Origin of the sequence: uncultured Gelidibacter sp., from assembly GCF_947500795.1 — a bacterium.
In the GTDB taxonomy this organism is placed as follows: domain Bacteria; phylum Bacteroidota; class Bacteroidia; order Flavobacteriales; family Flavobacteriaceae; genus Gelidibacter.
Genome location: NZ_CANMTE010000003.1, coordinates 280,554 through 298,659 on the forward strand (window position 1 = coordinate 280,554; position 18,106 = coordinate 298,659).

Consider the following 18,106-nt stretch of genomic DNA (forward strand, 5'->3'; position numbering starts at 1 on the left):
CAATTATACTTTGTATCTTTGTCCTTGAAAATTTTCGAATAAATGAGCACAGAAACTATTTCAAAAATAATTCCAGAACGTCAACCTAAACCAAAATGGTTAAGAGTAAAATTACCTACAGGTAAAAAATACACTGAGCTCAGAGGCCTGGTAGACAAATACAGTTTAAACACCATTTGTACGTCAGGAAGTTGTCCAAATATGGGCGAATGTTGGGGCGAAGGCACAGCAACCTTCATGATTTTAGGTAATATTTGCACACGCTCATGCGGATTCTGCGGTGTTAAAACAGGCCGTCCCGAAGATTTAGATTGGGATGAACCAGAAAAAGTTGCACGCTCAATTAAAATTATGGGCATTAAACATGCGGTTCTAACAAGTGTTGACCGTGATGATTTAAAAGATATGGGAAGCATCATGTGGGCAGAGACCGTAAAAGCTGTGCGTCGTATGAATCCTGAAACAACTTTAGAAACTCTAATTCCAGATTTTCAAGGCATTGAACAACATATTGATAGAATTATTGACGTTGCGCCAGAAGTAGTTTCACATAATATTGAAACTGTTAGAAGGTTGACAAGAGAAGTTAGAATTCAAGCAAAATATGACCGTAGTTTAGGTGTGCTGAAATATCTAAAAGACCAAGGACAACGAAGAACGAAATCAGGAATCATGCTCGGTCTTGGAGAAACACGAGAAGAAGTTATTGAAACACTTCACGATTTAAGAGCCAATGATGTGGACGTTGTGACGATTGGACAATACCTTCAGCCTAGTAAAAAACATTTACCGGTTAAACAGTTTATTCTCCCTGATCAATTCAAAGAATATGAAGAAATTGGATTAGATCTTGGATTTAGACACGTAGAAAGTAGCGCCTTAGTTAGATCTTCTTACAAAGCTCAAAAACATATCAATTAATGATCAGAGTAGCGATTAACGGATTTGGACGCATTGGTCGTCGTGTATTCCGACTAATTCAGGAGCGTGATGATATGCAAGTGGTTGCAATAAATGATTTGGCAGATGCGAGAACATTGAGCCATCTGCTAAAATATGATAGCATCCACGGTGTCTTAAAAACGAAGCTCTCTTTTGACGATCAACATATTATTTTTCAAGATCAATCGATTCCGCTATTGAACCATAAGAACATTGAGGATATCAATTGGAAACCTTATAATGTTGATTTTGTTATTGAATCGACCGGAAAGTTTAAAACAACTGAGGCTTTAGAACATCACATCACCAATGGCGCTAAACAAGTAATTTTATCGGTGCCTCCTATTGACGATGCTATAAAAACAATCGTTTTGGGTGTCAACGATAACATTCTTGACGGGAATGAGACCATCATTTCAAACGCTTCTTGTACCACCAACAACGCAGCACCTATGATTGCTGTGATGAACGATTTATGTGGTATTAAACAGGCCTACATAACCACGGTACACTCTTATACAACAGATCAAAGTCTTCACGACCAACCTCACAAAGATTTAAGACGCGCCAGAGCAGCTGGTCAATCGATAGTTCCTACCACGACTGGTGCAGCTAAAGCACTGACGAAAATTTTTCCTAAATTAAACGATGTTATCGGCGGGTGTGGCATTAGGGTTCCGGTACCAAACGGTTCTTTGACAGATATTACGCTTAATGTTGAGAAAACGGTCTCTATTGAGGATATCAACCAGGCGTTTAAGAATGCTTCAGAAACGCACCTAAAAGGCATCCTCGAATATACGGAAGACCCTATTGTTTCTATAGATATTGTTGGCAATCCGCATTCATGCATTTTTGATGCCCAGATGACCTCTGTCATTGGGAATATGATCAAAATTGTGGGATGGTATGATAATGAAACAGGATATTCTAGCAGAATTCTCAATTTAATAAGCAATATAGCGATGAAACATGCACTTTTATCGAATAAATAATTATATTTGTTTACATAAAGTGACCAAAAAATGTCCCAATCAAAGTTTTATATAGTTGCTTTTCTTCTCTTTATCTTCTCAACGTCATTTTCTCAAAACGCTGCAGATGAAGATATTGATGTTCTAAAAATGCGTATTCAAAACTACATTTCCCAATCTAGTTTTGAAACGGAGCGTGGTGAATACTACAACGCCAAAGATAATCTTGAAAAAGCATTAGTAATTGCTGAAAAAATTGGTGATAAAAAAACCGAAGGTAGCCTTTACACCAAAATTGCAAAAGTCCAATTTATTGTAGAGGAACCTGAGAGTGCTTTGGTATCTTTAACAAAAGCTGCCGAACTGCAACGAGAAACTAACGATTATGCCAATTTAGCCATAACCTATAACGTTAGAGGCATTCTTCACACCAGTAAAAAAGAATATCAAACCGCATTAGATTATTTCAATTCTGCCAAAACCAAATTTGAAGAAGAAGGTTTAGAGCGTCTTATTGCTGACGTCAATTTAAATGAAGCTAAGGTTTATATTGCATTAGAGGATTACAAAACCGCCAAGTCTAAGCTTGAAAAAACCATCATTTTAGCAAAAAAATATGATCAAGTAGGTGTTTTAAGCAGTGCTTTTATCAATAGTGGCAAGGTTTACCAAAAATTAGGAAATACGCAATTAGCGCTTTCCATGGCCAAAGAAGGAATGGAATTGGCGGAACGCAACAACATTCCGGAATACCTTAACGATAGCTACCTCACCCTAAGTGACATTTATGAAGAAAATAAAGATTATAAACTCTCTAATCAATATTTAAGAAAGCATCTTCAACTTTCAGATTCATTATTAGATATAAAACGTCAAAATCTTTCACCAGAAAAAAAAGCACAGTTTATCAATCAGTATAAAGATTCTGAGCGCAAGCAAATGGAAATCAAATTAGAGGAAGCAGATGCATCTAACAATTTGACCAGAATTACGACCATTTTGAGTATTGCCTTAATCACTATTTTATCATTACTGACTTTATCGCTTTATAAAAACAACAATATCAGGCTTAAAACCAACAATATGCTTCATAAGAAAAATGATGAGCTTATTGTTGCAAAAGAAAAAGCAGAACTTGCTTCTAAAACAAAAGCCAACTTCCTGTCTACGGTAACGCACGAGCTAAGAACGCCGTTGTATGCGGTTACTGGGTTAACAAACATGCTTTTGGACGAGAACCCAAAACCTGATCAAATTCCACATTTAAAATCGCTGAAATTCTCAGGAGATTATCTGCTCACCTTTATTAACGACATATTGCAGATTAATAAAATTGAGGCCAATAAAGTAGAATTGGATCCGGAAGTCTTTAATCTGAAGAAAAAAGTAGAAAACGTCATCTCTGCTTTGAGTAATTCTGCAATGGACAACAATACAAAGTTGCATTATGAATACGACAAAGACTTACCGACTACGTTTACTGCTGACCAATTAAAGATTTCCCAAATCTTAATCAATCTTATTGGCAATGCTATTAAGTTTACCAAGGATGGCGATATTTGGGTTAGACTGAACAAGGTCAATCAGGTGAATGATATTTACACGGTGAGATTTGAAATACAAGATAATGGCATCGGAATTACGAAAGAGAAGCAAGAACACATGTTCGAAAGTTTCTCTCAGGGCTCCATCCAAATCAATAGAAAATACGGCGGCACTGGTTTAGGACTTTCTATTGTGAAAGGGCTTGTAGAAATTTTAAAAGGGAAAATTTATTTGAAGAGTGAACTTGGCAAAGGATCAAGTTTCTTTATTGAAATCCCTCTGAGTTATTCCCCTGAGCCTGTTATTCCAGTAACACCAAAAAAACCTAACGACATTAATACTTTAGACTTGACAAATATCAAAATTTTGGTTGTTGAAGACAACAAGATCAATCAAATGATTACGCGTAAGATTCTTAATAAAATGAACCTTTATTGCGATGTTGTTGATAATGGTGAAGATGCCGTTGAACGCGTTAAGGAAGAACAATATGATGTTGTCTTAATGGACATCCATATGCCTGGAATTAGTGGATTAGAAGCAACAAAAATCATAAGAACGTTCGATAAGGAACTGACTATTTTCGCACTGACGGCTGTGACCATTGAAGATAAAATGCATGAGTTTGATGAAGCAGGCTTCAATGATATCATCTCTAAACCTTTCAAACAAGAAGATTTTGAGAAGAAACTTTTTAATGCTTTGAAAGTAAATAAAAGCTCGTCAACTTCTATTTAACAAAACTACGAATCAACTTATCGAATTGAATCGGCCTATCGATGTTCATCTCAATAGGCAAATAATAAAGTGACTCTTCTTCAACAAAGTGAGGCTGTAAGCGTACCATATCTTTTTCGGTCGTAATGATGATGCCTTTGGTTTTTAAATTAGTTATTTCACTCGGCGTAAAATCGTGATGATCCTTAAATTGAAGATGCTCAAATTTCAATCCTTGAGCTTTTAAATAAGCGACCAAGGGTTTAGGATTTGCAATGCCTGTAACTAAAGTAAACGGTCTATTTTTAATACTTTCTAAAGCAACAACACCTTTACCATTCACTATATCTTTAGAATAGGCAATGCTTCCAAAAAACACTTCTTGATGCGCCACTGGCTGAATTCTATTAACTATTTTTTCCTTCTTTTGAGGTGATAAATCCGCTGGACATTTCGTTACCACTATGATATCCGCCCGCTTTGCGCCTTGTCTTGGTTCTCTCAAATTCCCCGTTGGCAATAGAATGTCGTCAATATAAAGATCATCATACGCAGTGAGCATAATATTAAGACCCGCAGTTACCCTTCTGTGCTGAAAAGCATCATCCAATAAAATAATTTCGGGAGGATTTGGCAGTGATACTAATTGTGAAATGCCATGAACCCGATCCGCATCTACACTAACAATAACATCATCAAACTTCTGATGAAACTGAAAAGGCTCATCACCAATACTGGCTGCAGTAGCGGTTTCATCAGCAACAATAAACCCTTTAGTTTGCCTTTTATAACCTCTACTCAGAGTGGCAATACGATTTTCTGATTTCAATAATCGAATTAAATATTCAATCATAGGTGTTTTTCCTGTTCCACCTACGCTCAGATTCCCAACACAAATAACAGGAAAGTTATAAGCAGTAGATTTTTTCAATCCAAGATCATACAACGTATTGCGTAACCAAGTGACCATGTAATAAATGGGAACAATTGGGAAAAGAAGATATCTTAATAATTTCATCAATTAGTATAATGTGATTGGTTGCGGTTAACGTTCGGCGCGTTTATCTTCAGGAATATTTACGACGCCACAGCCATCCACTAAAATGTGTCCGTCCTTGTTGACGACTCGCATGGCTACCTTAAAATCCTCCCATTCGATACCCTGAACCATCACATAACCTGTTTTCGGGTCAAAATTAAGCAATTCAACACCTTTATCAGGATAATCTTGCGCATCAAATAAGGGATCAAATCCAAGGCCTACTTCAGGATTCTCTTCCCAAGCACGCATGATAATGGTTTCCAATTCTGTCTTTAGGCTTTCTGTTGCAAGGGGTGAGTACTTAACATATTCAAAAATTTCTTGAGTATGGATGTTTTCTATATACGAATTAAGAAAATCTAGTGCTGCTTGATAATTTTCGTCATCAGCTGCAGCTCCACTCTCTAAAGGATCGTATAAATCAGTATTGGGAAGATCCGAACCCAGCGGCTCAGTAGCACTATTCTTTTCAGATTTACAGGCCAACAAACTTAGGGTAAAAACGAGGGTAAGGATATATTTCATAATACTCGAAGGACTTGCTTCAACGAAAATATAATATTTTATCTTTGCTATGAACCTAAAAACGAAAAAACATATGATTATCCAAGATGTCATCAATCATCTCGAAAAGTTAGCCCCTTTAGCCTATGCTGAAGAGTTTGACAACGTTGGTTTGTTGGTTGGCGACAAAAACCAGCAACTAAAAGGCGTTTTGGTCACCCTAGACACGCTAGAAAATGTTGTTGATGAAGCCATTGAAAAAAACTGCAACTTGATTGTCAGTTTTCATCCCATCATTTTTAAAGGTTTAAAAAAACTAAATGGAACTAATTATGTGGAGCGTGTGGTCCTAAAGGCCATCAAACATGACATTGCCATTTACGCCATTCATACGGCATTGGATAATTGTTTACAAGGTGTGAATGATATTATTTGTGATACTTTAGGCATCGCGGATAAAAAAATTCTCTTACCACAAAAAAATACGATCAAGAAATTAACCACCTACGTCCCACAAAAGGATGCTGATGCGTTACGTTCCGCTCTTTTTAGTGCTGGCGCAGGACAAATAGGCAATTACGACGATTGCAGTTTTAACACGGAAGGTATTGGCACCTTTAGAGGCAATGAAGCTTCTGACCCTAAAGTTGGGGAACGCTTTGAATACCGTCAAGAACAAGAAACGCAAATCTCTGTAACGTTTCAAAAACATTTGGAACGCAACATTCTTCAATCCCTTGTTGAAAACCATCCTTATGAGGAAGTGGCTTTTGAAGTGACTACTTTAGATAATTACAACCAACATATAGGCATCGGAATGGTTGGAGAGCTGCCGAATGAAATGAAGACGGACGACTTTTTACAATTTGTGAAGCAAAAAATGAATGTGGCAACGATAAGACATTCTGAACTTATAAAAGATAAAGTAAAACGGATTGCTGTACTTGGTGGTTCTGGCAGTTTCGCCATTGCCGCCGCAAAATCTGCCAAGGCTGATATGTTAATTACGGCCGATTTAAAATATCACGACTTTTTCTCGGCAGAAAACCAAATAATTTTAGCAGATATTGGACATTATGAAAGCGAACAGCACACAAAAACCTTTTTAGCTAACTATCTATCAAAAAAAATTACTAATTTTGCAGTCGTTTTATCGACGATAAACACCAATCCTGTAAAGTATTTATAATTATGGCAAAAAAAGCTGAACTTTCTGTTGAAGACCGATTAAGAGCGTTGTATGATTTACAACTAATTGATTCAAGAGTTGACGAAATCAGAAATATAAGAGGGGAACTTCCTTTAGAAGTAAGAGATTTAGAAGATGAAGTTGAAGGACTCAATACTAGACTTGAAAAGTTGAACGGTGGGTTAACCATGGTTGATGAAGAAATCAAAGCTAAAAAGAATTTGATTGAAGAGGCTAAATCTTTGATCGCTAAATATGCTGAACAACAAAAGAACGTTAGAAATAACAGAGAGTTCAATTCAATTACAAAAGAAATAGAATTTCAGGAATTGGAAATTGAATTGGCTGAAAAGCACATCAGAGAATTCAAAGTACAAATAGAGCAGAAAAAAGAAATTATTTCTGAGACTAAAGACCGTTTAAAAGACCGTCAAGCGCATTTAAAACACAAAAAAAGTGAATTGAATGCCATCCTTGCTGAAACTGAAAAAGAAGAGACTGCGTTAATCAAAAAGTCTGAAGAATACCAAGAATCTATTGATGAGCGTTTGGTAAATGCTTACCGTCGCATTAGAGCAAACGTAAAGAATGGCTTAGCAGTTGTTGCTATTGAAAGAGGTGCTTCTGGTGGTTCTTTCTTCACTATTCCACCGCAAGTTCAGGTAGAGATTGCTTCTCGTAAGAAAGTAATTACTGATGAGCACAGTGGTCGTATTTTAGTTGATGCACAATTAGCTGAAGAACAAAAAGAGAAAATGGAAAAATTGTTCGCTAAATTAAGCTAAACATTATCCTCATTATATTTAAGAAGCCTTTACAATTTGTGTAAAGGCTTTTTTATTTGGCACAACTTTCACATGATATCAATAAGGTTTTAAATAACTTAGCGACTACCTATAAAACATCATTATGAAATCTCTCTTTTTAGCTATATCCTTCATATTTTTCTTTAGTTGTCAAAATTCGGCACAAAACACTCAAAAACAACAAGCCGTTAAAAGCGCTGACCCTATTGAAGTGCCCATCATTAACGGGAAAGCAAAAGCCTATTTTGCAAGTGGCTGTTTTTGGTGTGTGGAAAATATTTATGAGCACGTTAAGGGTGTTGAGGAAGTTATTAGTGGCTATGCTGGAGGGCATACTAATAACCCAACGTACGAATCAAGCAATACAGGACGAACTGGGCATGCAGAAGCTGTAGAAGTGATCTACGATCCGGATGTTGTAAGTTTTGCCACATTAGTTGATGTTTATTTTGGCTCACAAAATCCGACGCAAGTCAATGGCCAGGGTGGCGATATCGGTTCTCAATACCGTTCCATTATTTTTTATCAGAATGATGCACAGAAAAAAATAATTGAAGAAAAGAAAGCGGCATTGGCTAAAAAATTGAATCAAAAAGTGGCTGCGGAAGTGTACCCATTTCAAAAATTTTGGATTGCAGAAGACTACCATCAAGATTACGAAAAACACAATCCACAAAATCCATACATTCAAAACGTATCCATCCCAAGATATGAACGTTTTAAAGCTAAATTCCCCGAATTGATTAAGCAATAAGACCTAGTCAAATCCTCTTAATAATCTTATCGAGACCTCACAGGTTATTAAAATCCGTGAGGTTTTTTTATGAGATTTTGCTTGCTTTCAAAGTGAATATTAAAGGATATAGCTTCTCCTTTGTCACAAACATTCCTGAATCAGTTGGCACTAAATCGGGCAATACATTGTACGGACTTTCATCATGTTCTTTGAGATATTCAATATGCAATCCTGCTTCTGACAAAGCCGATACAACCGCTCCCAACCCGTGGTTCCAGCCATATTCTTTACTTATCATCTTTGAGTTTGGATTTGCATACGTGCCTTCATACTCTTCGTAAATAGCGACATCCTGCCTATACCCATACTTAAGTTTAGGTTTGCCATCCAAATAATCGAACATCCACACTATAGGGTGAAACTCGGCCATAAAAAAGATGCCTCCTGGCTTTAAGCGCTCTGCAATCATTCGTCCCCAAGGTTTTAAATCAGGCAACCAACCAATGACGCCATAGCTTGTGAAGACAATATCAAAAATTTCAGAAATGTGTTTAGAGGTTTCCAATACATTACAGCATACAAACTTGGCATCAAGCTGAAGTTCTTCATTGAGCTGTTGCGCTAAGGAAATGCCTTTATCGCTCAAATCGACTCCCACACACTTCGCTCCCATCCTACTCCAACTCAAGGTATCCTGACCAAAATGACACTGCAAGTGCAGTAAAGTTTTTCCATTCACATCGCCAAGCGCTTCCAATTCATAGGACATTAAAGACGATTTGCCGCTTATGAAAGCTTCCATATTGTACATGTCACTTATAGCGTGAACACCCACCTTAGTGTTCCACGTATCTCTATTGGTGTTAAAGTAATGATCATTTGTATCCATATATCCTGTTTTGATATTTAAATGTAATCCTTCTGGAGCATTCTTGATTATCTTTATAAAAAAATTTAAAGATGAAAAAATCATTAATGTTAATCCTATTAGTCACGTTCTCATTATCCTGTAAACAAAAGGAAGAAGCCAAAATCATAGTAAAAGAATGGTCCACCGCAGAGAAAATTGCCAATGCTCATGGTTTAGAAAACTGGAAAAATGTTTCTGAACTCCAGTTCACTTTTAATGTTGACAGAGATACGACGCATTTTGAACGTTCGTGGATTTGGAAACCAAAGTCAGAAGATGTGGTGATGATTTCCGGGAAGGACACGGTTGCTTACAACAGAAAATCTATCGATAGCACCTCATTAAAGGCAGATAAAAACTTCATTAACGACAAATACTGGCTATTAGCCCCTTTTCAGTTGGTTTGGGACACCTCAGCAAGCATTTCCGAAGCTACTATTACCGAGGCGCCAATCAGCAAAAAACAACTCAATAAAATAACAATCACCTATACTAGTGAAGGTGGCTATACGCCAGGCGATGCATATGATTTCTACTATGGTGATGATTTTATGCTGAAAGAATGGGTCTATCGCAAAGGAAATTCGACTGAACCGTCCATGATGACAACTTGGGAAGATTTTGAAGAGTTCAGTGGCATTAAATTTAGTAAAACACACAAACGTCCAGAGGTTGATTGGACGCTACATTTTACAAATATCAAGGTCATCCCATAAGATTTGTTAAACTATTGCTAAAACCACCTTTCTAGACATCCAAAACATGTAGAGACCACGTATATATAGTGTATCAGATGAATATTCCGCAGCAATGCGTCTCTATATATTCAAAGAGCTTCCACTTAAAAAGTTGAAGCTCTTTTTTTTCTAACAGACTTCCGTTTTCTTTACTACAAAATGTCAAAGAAATCCACTTTGGCATCAGATAAACTCTCTTTTTAGGACTTCTTTCTAAGCTTATAATTCTTATTTTTGTGTACAACCGAAAATAAATACACCTTGTCACATCATAAATTAGGCTTAGCATACGCGCAACAACAAGATCAATCGGATGCATTGGCATCCTATAGAAATCGCTTCCATATTCCAAAAGATAAAAATGGAAACGATTTGATTTATATGACTGGAAATTCTCTCGGACTCCAGCCAAAATCTACTAAAGACTATATCAATCAAGAATTGGAAGATTGGGCAAATTTAGGTGTTGAAGGGCATACGGAAGCAAAAAACCCATGGTTGCCCTATCACGAATTGTTAACGGAAAACATGGCAAAAGTGGTCGGTGCAAAACCGATTGAAGTGATTGTCATGAATACCTTGACCGTCAATCTACATTTGATGATGGTTTCTTTTTATAAGCCAACACCAAAACGTTACAAAATACTTATTGAAGCTGATGCATTTCCTTCTGATAAATATGCCGTTGAATCCCAATTGAAACACCACGGTTTTGATCCGAAAGATGGTGTTGTTCTGTGGAAAGCCAGAAAAGGCGAAGAATTGGCAAATTATGAAGATTTAGAAGCCATTATGGAAACGCAAGGCGATGACATTGCCTTGATTATGATTGGTGGCGTTAATTATTACACAGGACAATTTTTCGATTTTAAACGCATCACCCAACTCGGTCATAAACATGGTTGTTTGGTTGGTTTTGATTGTGCACATGGCGCAGGAAATGTGGAATTGAATCTTCACGATTCAGGTGCAGATTTTGCTGTTTGGTGTACTTATAAATATTTAAATTCTGGGCCTGGAAGTTTAGGTGGCGCTTTTGTTCATGAACGTCACGCACACAACAAAGACCTTAACCGCTTTGCAGGTTGGTGGAGCCATAATAAAGCCACACGCTTTAAAATGCGCGACGAATTTGATCAACTCGATGGTGCAGAAGGTTGGCAATTAAGCAACCCTCCTATCTTATCAATGGCAGCCATTAAAGCTTCATTAGACATTTTTGCAGAAGTCGGCATGGAAAAACTAACTGCAAAATCAAAGGAACTTACGGGTTATTTCGAGTTTCTATTGAATCAATTAGGGAACGACAGCATTAAAATCATCACGCCATCAAATCCTGACGAACGTGGATGTCAACTCTCTATTCAAGTTAAAAATGCAGATAAAGCATTGCACAATAAATTAACGGAAGCAGGTGTCATTTCGGATTGGCGTGAACCTGACGTGATTCGCTGTGCGCCAACACCATTATACAACTCGTTTGAGGATGTATATCATTTGGTAGAAAAATTAAAGGAGATTTTAAATTAAAAATGCTCAAAAATCCCTTCCCTTTTTAAGGAAAGAGGATAAAAGCCGGGGTTAGAGATTTAAGACGTAAGGGTTTTCAATCTTATATTGAACCAAAAAACTAAAGGTTCCTGCCTTCGCAGGACATACTATGAAAAAACAACAAAACATACTCATCATCGGCGCTGGACTTTGCGGCAGCTTACTCGCTTTACGATTGGGTCAACGCGGCTTTAACGTGAATCTTTATGAAATGCGTCCTGATTTACGTAAGGTTGACATCAGTGCAGGGCGCTCCATCAACTTGGCACTTTCTGATAGAGGTTTAAAAGCGATGCGTCTTGCCGGGGTGGAAAATCAGGTCAAGAAACTCTGCATCCCAATGAATGGACGGCTTTTGCACGATATGGAAGGGAAAACGGTGTTGGCGCCTTATAGCGGCCGCGAACATGAATTTATCAATTCTATTTCTCGTGGCGATTTGAATGCTTTACTATTGGATGAAGCGGAAAAACATCAAAATGTAAATATTCATTTCAATAAAAAATGCAAATCAGTCGATTTCGAAAATACGACTGCCCTTTTTGAAGATTATGAAACAAAAGAAAATTTTGTTGAAGACGCTGATGTTATTATAGCTACAGACGGTGCTGGGTCAGCTTTGCGGAAAAGTTATTTTTTAGGAAAAAAATTTTTATTCAGTTTTTCACAGGATTGGTTAACCCATGGTTACAAAGAGTTAAGCATTCTTCCTGCTGAAAATGGAGGCTACCAAACTTATAAAAATGCGCTACATATTTGGGGACGCGATAGTTTTATGCTGATTGCCTTACCAAATTTAGATGGCAGTTTTACCGTCACCTTGTTTATAAGTTTTGATGAAGGCGAATACAATTTTGGAAATTTAACAACCCCAGAAAAGGTGCTCGAGTTTTTTGAAAAATATTTCAAAGACGCTTTAGCATTGATGCCAAACTTGGTAGATGATTTTTTTACCAATCCAACCTCACCTTTGGGAACCGTTAAATGTTCGCCATGGCATTATAAAGGAAACACTTTATTGATGGGCGATGCCGCTCATGCCATTGTGCCTTTCTACGGACAAGGGATGAATGCGTCTTTTGAGGATGTTGTTGTATTTGACAAGGCGTTAGATGAAGGAGAACCAAATAGCGAAGCAGGTTGGGAAGCCATTTTTAAGGCCTATGAAAAAAGTCGCAAAATGGACACTGACGCTATTGCTGATTTGGCTATTGACAATTTCCATGAGATGAAAGGTCACGTCAACAATGCGATCTTTAGAGAAAAACGCAATTTAGAAATGGCCTTCGAAAAGAATTTCCCCGATGACTATTCGTCAAAATATTCATTGGTTACCTTTAATGAAGATATTGGCTATAGAGAAGCCATGTTAAGAGGTCGTGCACAAGATAAAGCCATCTTGAATATGCTTGCCGACAAGGAACTTGATAGTAATGCTGATTTAAAAACAAATTTAGAAAAAGTAAATCGTGCAACTGAGGAAATTTTGGAAGATGATCGGGTAGCGAAAAATTTTAAACACTAAGAATAATAAAAGTTAATTTAAACAGCGATAAGATTTAAATTATAAAACAGACGTTATGGCAGAAAAAACAAATGAGACTCCTACCGCCGCAGGAACTAAGGTCACACCAAGAGGCGCTTACCCACATACCAAACGCGTAGGCGATTTTATTTTTGTATCGGGCACAAGTTCCCGTCGTGCAGACAATAGTATCGCAGGTGTAGATATTATTGACGCCATGGGCACCAAACACTTAAATGCTGAAGTGCAAACGCGTGAGGTCATCAAGAATATTGAGAAAAATCTAGCCAAAGAAGGTGCAACCCTAAAAGACGTTGTCGATGTTACTACATTTTTGGTCAACATGAACGATTTTGCTGGGTACAATAAAGCTTATGCCGAGTTTTTTGATAAAGAAACAGGACCAACCAGAACTACTGTAGCGGTACATCAATTGCCACACCCAGATTTGGTGGTGGAAATTAAGGTGATGGCTTATAAAAAGAATAGAGAATAGAGAATAGAGAATAGAGAATAGAGAATAGAGAGAAGAGAAAAGAGATTTATTTGAGATTAGGCATTATGAAGATACAGAACTACATCAACGGTCAATATTTACCTCCAGTCGCTGACGAATGGATAGATAATTATTGCCCTGCCGATGGCGAGGTTTACGGACACATCCCAAACTCGTCAACTGAGGATGTAGAGAATGCCTATATCGCTGCAAAATCGGCGTTTCCGAGTTGGTCACAAACAACTTTGGAAGAACGCAGCAGAATCCTTATCAAAATCTCAGAACTCCTTGAAGCGAACTTACAACGCTTTGCCGAAGCTGAAAGCAAAGACAATGGGAAACCAATTTCGTTAGCAAAAGCTGTGGATATTCCGAGAGCGGCCAGTAATTTTCGATTTTTCGGGAATGCGATTACGCAATTCGGCAGTGAAAGTCACGAGAGTGTGGGCCAGGATGCTATTAATTATACCTTACGTCAACCTATTGGAGTTGTGGGATGTATTTCGCCATGGAACCTCCCACTCTATCTTTTTACCTGGAAAATCGCTCCAGCCATAGCCGCTGGAAACTGCGTCGTTGCCAAACCAAGTGAAGTCACTCCTATGACTGCCTATTTATTGGGAGAGATTTGTACAGAAGCTGGATTGCCAAATGGCGTGTTAAACATTGTTCACGGCTTAGGAACTACCGCAGGGCAAGCCATCATTGAGCATCCAGACATTAAAGCGATCAGTTTTACAGGCGGTACAGCCACTGGGGCGCATATCGCCAAAGTAGCGGCGCCAATGTTTAAGAAATTATCATTGGAATTGGGCGGCAAAAATCCGAACATCATTTTTGCTGACTCCGATTATGATGACATGCTTGAAACTACAGTGCGCTCTTCATTTGCCAATCAAGGTCAGATTTGTTTGTGTGGCAGCAGGATTTTTGTGGAAGCGTCTATTTATGAGAAATTCAAGGACGATTTTGTCGCCAGAGTAAAAGCACTTAAAGTTGGTCATCCTTCAGAAGCAGAAACGAATATTGGCGCCTTGGTATCCAAAGCACATTTAGAAAAAGTTTTGAATTATATCGAAATTGCTAAATCAGAACAAGGAAACATACTTTGTGGCGGCAATAAAGTGACTATAAAAGATTACGAAAACGGCTATTATTTAGAGCCTACAGTTATAGAAGTGACATCAAACGAATGTCGCGTTAATCAAGAAGAAATATTCGGCCCGGTAGTGACCATTATGCCATTTGAAACTGAAGATGACGTTTTAAGAATGGCCAATGCAGTAAAATATGGCTTATCCGCAACACTCTGGACCAATGATTTAAAACGCACCATGCGAATGAGCAATCAACTACAAGCCGGAATCGTTTGGGTAAATACTTGGATGATGCGCGATTTACGCACCCCTTTTGGAGGGATAAAAGCATCCGGAGTTGGCCGAGAAGGCGGATTTGAAGCCTTGCGATTTTTTACGGAAGCGAAGAATGTTTGTATAAAATATTGAGAAGAATATAGAATAGAGAACAGAGAACAGAGAATTTATTTAAACCATAATAAGAGTCTCTTTTCTCTTCTCTCTTTTCTCACATCTAATAAAATAGATTAACCTTAAAAAAGATCCCTGCTTTCGCGGGAATACTATGGATTTAAAACTAAACAATAAATACGCATTAGTCTGCGGGAGCACCGCAGGAATAGGAAAAGCAGCAGCAATTTCATTGGCAGCTGAAGGCGCGAAGGTGACGTTGGTGGCGCGAAATGAGGAGAAATTGAAGCACACTATTTCAAAGCTTAACAATCCTGAAAATCACAGCTATATTGTGGCCGACTTTTCTAAACCTGAGGAGTTGGAGCGCAAAGTATCTGAGTTCATTTCTGAAAATCATGGGTTCCACATCTTATTAAATAATACTGGTGGTCCTGCAGGAGGACCTATATTTTCGGCGAAATTGGAAGAGTTTGGAAATGCCTTTACCCAACATTTAAAATGTAATCACGTTTTGGTGCAAGCTGTCGTGCCTTTTATGAAAGAACAAAACTACGGGCGTATTATCAATATTATTTCTACTTCTGTGAAGCAGCCGTTGGATGGTCTGGGAGTTAGCAACACTATTCGTGGGGCCGTTGCCAATTGGAGTAAAACTTTAGCCAATGAACTTGGTCAATTTGGAATTACCGTAAATAACGTACTTCCTGGTGCTACCGAAACGGAACGTTTAACGGATATTATCAAAAATAAATCGGAAAAATCTGGTCAGACGGAAGAAGAAGCTGCCAATGCCATGAAAAATACGGTGCCTGCCAAACGTTTTGCGCAACCAGAAGAGTTGGCGTATGCGGTGACGTTTTTGGCAAGTGAAAAAGCGGGATATATCAACGGCGTTAACCTGCCTGTTGATGGTGGCCGCACCAAATCGTTATAAAATCAGGATAAAATAAGCATGAACAATGTCTTTTTGTTCTGCGGTATTATACTTAATTTTAAGATCGAAATCTGCGTTAAGGATGGAGGTCCCGAAAACTATCGGCAGACAGGTCTGACGTTCCTTTAACGCCAAAAAACTAAAACCATGAGCAAATTAGTTTCTCCTATAAATTTCAAGGAATGGATTGAAGAAAACAGACATCTTCTAAAACCACCAGTTGGTAATAAAGTGGTCTGGAAAGATGGCGATTTTATTGTGATGGTCGTTGGTGGGCCGAACAATAGAAAGGATTATCATTACAACGAAACCCCGGAATTCTTCTATCAAGTGGAAGGTGATATGGTTTTAAAAATTATTGATAACGGCACGCCTAAAGATGTTCATATTAGAGAAGGTGATATTTATTTATTGCCACCTAAAGTACCTCATTCCCCACAACGCGAAGCCAATACTGTTGGATTGGTTATCGAATATAAACGTCCAGAAGGTATGCGCGACGCCTTGCTATGGTTTTGTGAAAATTGCACAACAAAACTCTATGAAGAAGACTTTACGGTTGAAAATATTGAAACTGATATGCCTAAAATTTTCGACAAATATTACAATGATAAGGACAAACGCAAATGTCCGAATTGTGGGGAATTGATGGAACCGCCTACAAAGGTCAAGATTGAATAATGACATTATCGTAACGGTATCGCAGACTAAATCAGATTTGAAGGACCTCATCCCAAAGTTCTTTTTAACAATTGATAATAAAAAATAAGATTCCCGCTGTCGTGGGAAATACATATGGAAAAACGTAAACTACGCATCAACGGACACTCACATTTATTGCCTTACCCTGAGGAAATCCCTCAATTTATGAAGGACAAAGGTATTTTTTGGGTTGATAAAGACCGAAAATTCATGCTTCAAAAAGATTGGAGCCGTCCAGTAACGGATTCAAGTTTCTTTTTAGATGAAAAATTGGCGTGGATGGAACGTTTCAAAATCGACCATGCGGTGGTATTAAATCTGTCGCAACTGTACGGTAATGGATTGCGAGTGGAAGAAATGAAGCAAGCCTTACGATTTCAAAATGATTTTAATGCGAAAATCCAACGTGAAAATCCGAGTAAATTTACTTCCGGATTTGTAGTGCACCCAGGTTTTGTACGTGGCGCCATGTGGGAAATGGAACGCTGTGTAGAAGAATTGGGCATGCAACTCCTGTGTTTGCCTACGCATTATATGGACACCATTGGTACTTGGCGTTGTATATTTGATGAAGAAAATGAGCCGCTTTTTGAGTTGGCGAGTAAATATAATTTGGCTGTTGAAATTCACCCGTATGATGGTGAGAAATTCATCAAGCTAGAAAATACTTCATGGCGATTCCACTTGATTTGGATGTTGGCGCAATGCGCTGACGCCTATCATTTCTTGACGCTAAATGGCTATCAAGACAAATTCCCAAATATGCGTACCTGTTTCGCGCACGGTGGGCAATTGGCACAAATCAATTTAGGCCGTCGTATACAAGGTTTTGACGGTAGGCCCGATTTATTTGAAGGCAAGAGTCACCCGAGAAAAGCTGTAGGTCATAAAAATATATTCTTTGACACTTTAGTACATGATACCGGAGGTTTGCAATTACTGATTAAAAACCAAGGTTCAAAACAAGTACTTATGGGCTTGGATGATCCGTATCCGTTGGGTGAAATGGAAAGCGCGCAACAATCGTCCTACCCAGGCAAAATTTTAGATTTGGCGATGGAAAGAGAAATTATTACTGCCGATGAGCACGATGCCATTTGGGAAGACAACGTTATCAGATGGTTGTGCGGTGATGATGAGGCTGCCAAACAAAAATTGATCAATAGAATTTTAGGGAATTAAAAAGAACTAAAATTCCTCTTATAAAAACCTAAGCACCAGATTGGGTTCTCCTATGTTGTGAGAAATCTTCAATTGTTGCTTTTCAATTCAAAAACACTAAAAAACCAATCAATCTATACAATCG

At 38.0% G+C, this 18,106-nt stretch carries 17 protein-coding genes; 14 read left to right on the forward strand and 3 right to left on the reverse strand.

The genetic code is table 11. The features are described from left to right. The first annotated feature begins 42 nt into the window (after positions 1-42). The 3 genes from lipA to Q0947_RS09110 are packed head-to-tail and all read left to right on the forward strand — an operon-like array spanning position 43 to position 4,199. Entirely contained in the window at positions 43-921 is an 879-nt protein-coding gene (gene lipA, locus Q0947_RS09100) for a lipoyl synthase (RefSeq protein ID WP_299396062.1), read from the forward strand. Then, positions 921-1,937 carry a type I glyceraldehyde-3-phosphate dehydrogenase gene (gene gap / locus Q0947_RS09105; protein ID WP_299396067.1) on the forward strand — a complete coding sequence of 339 codons (1,017 nt, stop codon included), beginning with the start codon at positions 921-923 and terminating at the stop codon, positions 1,935-1,937. The genes lipA and gap overlap by 1 nt, the downstream gene beginning before the upstream one ends. Before the next feature lie 30 nt (positions 1,938-1,967). Then, on the forward strand, positions 1,968-4,199 hold the full coding sequence (locus tag Q0947_RS09110) for an ATP-binding protein (protein WP_299396071.1): 2,232 nt from the start codon (positions 1,968-1,970) through the stop codon (positions 4,197-4,199). Here Q0947_RS09110 and lpxK read toward each other — a convergent pair. Together lpxK and Q0947_RS09120 are read right to left on the reverse strand one after the other, a co-directional pair. Continuing rightward, positions 4,192-5,196, reverse strand: coding sequence for a tetraacyldisaccharide 4'-kinase (lpxK, locus tag Q0947_RS09115; protein WP_299396075.1), 1,005 nt, complete (start codon positions 5,194-5,196; stop codon positions 4,192-4,194). The genes Q0947_RS09110 and lpxK overlap by 8 nt on opposite strands. Before the next feature lie 27 nt (positions 5,197-5,223). Beyond that, positions 5,224-5,745 carry a hypothetical protein gene (locus Q0947_RS09120; protein WP_299396080.1) on the reverse strand — a complete coding sequence of 174 codons (522 nt, stop codon included), beginning with the start codon at positions 5,743-5,745 and terminating at the stop codon, positions 5,224-5,226. A 73-nt stretch (positions 5,746-5,818) separates the two neighbouring features. Between Q0947_RS09120 and Q0947_RS09125 the strand changes: the two genes are divergently transcribed. The 3 genes from Q0947_RS09125 to msrA all read left to right on the forward strand — a co-directional run bounded on the left by Q0947_RS09125 (position 5,819) and on the right by msrA (position 8,473). Then, positions 5,819-6,913, forward strand: coding sequence for a Nif3-like dinuclear metal center hexameric protein (locus tag Q0947_RS09125; RefSeq protein WP_299396085.1), 1,095 nt, complete (start codon positions 5,819-5,821; stop codon positions 6,911-6,913). Between the two features lie 2 nt (positions 6,914-6,915). Beyond that, entirely contained in the window at positions 6,916-7,698 is a 783-nt protein-coding gene (locus Q0947_RS09130) for a C4-type zinc ribbon domain-containing protein (protein ID WP_299396089.1), read from the forward strand. Positions 7,699-7,822: 124 nt separating this feature from the next. Beyond that, positions 7,823-8,473: a peptide-methionine (S)-S-oxide reductase MsrA gene (gene msrA, locus Q0947_RS09135; protein WP_299396093.1), complete on the forward strand. Its 651-nt coding sequence runs from the start codon at positions 7,823-7,825 to the stop codon at positions 8,471-8,473. 67 nt (positions 8,474-8,540) lie between these two features. Here the strand turns inward: msrA and Q0947_RS09140 are convergent, their stop codons facing one another. Then, entirely contained in the window at positions 8,541-9,344 is an 804-nt protein-coding gene (locus Q0947_RS09140) for a class I SAM-dependent methyltransferase (RefSeq protein WP_299396098.1), read from the reverse strand. Positions 9,345-9,415: 71 nt separating this feature from the next. On the opposite strand from Q0947_RS09140, the gene Q0947_RS09145 reads away from it, so the two are divergent. The 8 genes from Q0947_RS09145 (at position 9,416) to Q0947_RS09180 (ending at position 17,982) form a co-directional block, all read left to right on the forward strand. Continuing rightward, complete coding sequence (locus Q0947_RS09145) at positions 9,416-10,081, forward strand: hypothetical protein (RefSeq protein WP_299396101.1); 666 nt, start codon at positions 9,416-9,418, stop codon at positions 10,079-10,081. A gap of 282 nt (positions 10,082-10,363) precedes the next feature. Continuing rightward, the gene (gene kynU / locus Q0947_RS09150; protein ID WP_299396103.1) at positions 10,364-11,632 is read left to right on the forward strand and encodes a kynureninase; all 1,269 of its coding nucleotides are present in this window, start codon (positions 10,364-10,366) and stop codon (positions 11,630-11,632) included. A 130-nt stretch (positions 11,633-11,762) separates the two neighbouring features. Next, complete coding sequence (locus Q0947_RS09155) at positions 11,763-13,178, forward strand: NAD(P)/FAD-dependent oxidoreductase (RefSeq protein WP_299396106.1); 1,416 nt, start codon at positions 11,763-11,765, stop codon at positions 13,176-13,178. Between the two features lie 55 nt (positions 13,179-13,233). Next, a complete protein-coding gene (locus Q0947_RS09160; protein ID WP_299396110.1) occupies positions 13,234-13,674 on the forward strand; it encodes a RidA family protein in 441 nt (146 codons plus the stop codon). 65 nt (positions 13,675-13,739) lie between these two features. Then, entirely contained in the window at positions 13,740-15,179 is a 1,440-nt protein-coding gene (locus Q0947_RS09165; RefSeq protein WP_299396113.1) for an aldehyde dehydrogenase, read from the forward strand. Between the two features lie 136 nt (positions 15,180-15,315). Further along, positions 15,316-16,098: an SDR family oxidoreductase gene (locus Q0947_RS09170; RefSeq protein WP_299396116.1), complete on the forward strand. Its 783-nt coding sequence runs from the start codon at positions 15,316-15,318 to the stop codon at positions 16,096-16,098. Positions 16,099-16,245: 147 nt separating this feature from the next. Continuing rightward, complete coding sequence (locus tag Q0947_RS09175) at positions 16,246-16,779, forward strand: 3-hydroxyanthranilate 3,4-dioxygenase (RefSeq protein WP_299396120.1); 534 nt, start codon at positions 16,246-16,248, stop codon at positions 16,777-16,779. Between the two features lie 114 nt (positions 16,780-16,893). Beyond that, positions 16,894-17,982 carry an amidohydrolase family protein gene (locus Q0947_RS09180; protein ID WP_299396124.1) on the forward strand — a complete coding sequence of 363 codons (1,089 nt, stop codon included), beginning with the start codon at positions 16,894-16,896 and terminating at the stop codon, positions 17,980-17,982. Positions 17,983-18,106 lie beyond the last annotated feature (124 nt).

Excerpts from the sequence above, each read along its gene's own strand:
- lipA (WP_299396062.1), top strand. The coding sequence starts at position 43 with ATGAGCACAGAAACTATTTCAAAAATAATTCCAGAACGTCAACCTAAA.
- gap (WP_299396067.1), top strand. The coding sequence starts at position 921 with ATGATCAGAGTAGCGATTAACGGATTTGGACGCATTGGTCGTCGTGTA.
- Q0947_RS09110 (WP_299396071.1), top strand. The coding sequence starts at position 1,968 with ATGTCCCAATCAAAGTTTTATATAGTTGCTTTTCTTCTCTTTATCTTC.
- lpxK (WP_299396075.1), bottom strand. The coding sequence starts at position 5,196 with ATGAAATTATTAAGATATCTTCTTTTCCCAATTGTTCCCATTTATTAC.
- Q0947_RS09120 (WP_299396080.1), bottom strand. The coding sequence starts at position 5,745 with ATGAAATATATCCTTACCCTCGTTTTTACCCTAAGTTTGTTGGCCTGT.
- Q0947_RS09125 (WP_299396085.1), top strand. The coding sequence starts at position 5,819 with ATGATTATCCAAGATGTCATCAATCATCTCGAAAAGTTAGCCCCTTTA.
- Q0947_RS09130 (WP_299396089.1), top strand. The coding sequence starts at position 6,916 with ATGGCAAAAAAAGCTGAACTTTCTGTTGAAGACCGATTAAGAGCGTTG.
- msrA (WP_299396093.1), top strand. The coding sequence starts at position 7,823 with ATGAAATCTCTCTTTTTAGCTATATCCTTCATATTTTTCTTTAGTTGT.
- Q0947_RS09140 (WP_299396098.1), bottom strand. The coding sequence starts at position 9,344 with ATGGATACAAATGATCATTACTTTAACACCAATAGAGATACGTGGAAC.
- Q0947_RS09145 (WP_299396101.1), top strand. The coding sequence starts at position 9,416 with ATGAAAAAATCATTAATGTTAATCCTATTAGTCACGTTCTCATTATCC.
- Q0947_RS09155 (WP_299396106.1), top strand. The coding sequence starts at position 11,763 with ATGAAAAAACAACAAAACATACTCATCATCGGCGCTGGACTTTGCGGC.
- Q0947_RS09160 (WP_299396110.1), top strand. The coding sequence starts at position 13,234 with ATGGCAGAAAAAACAAATGAGACTCCTACCGCCGCAGGAACTAAGGTC.
- Q0947_RS09165 (WP_299396113.1), top strand. The coding sequence starts at position 13,740 with ATGAAGATACAGAACTACATCAACGGTCAATATTTACCTCCAGTCGCT.
- Q0947_RS09170 (WP_299396116.1), top strand. The coding sequence starts at position 15,316 with ATGGATTTAAAACTAAACAATAAATACGCATTAGTCTGCGGGAGCACC.
- Q0947_RS09175 (WP_299396120.1), top strand. The coding sequence starts at position 16,246 with ATGAGCAAATTAGTTTCTCCTATAAATTTCAAGGAATGGATTGAAGAA.
- Q0947_RS09180 (WP_299396124.1), top strand. The coding sequence starts at position 16,894 with ATGGAAAAACGTAAACTACGCATCAACGGACACTCACATTTATTGCCT.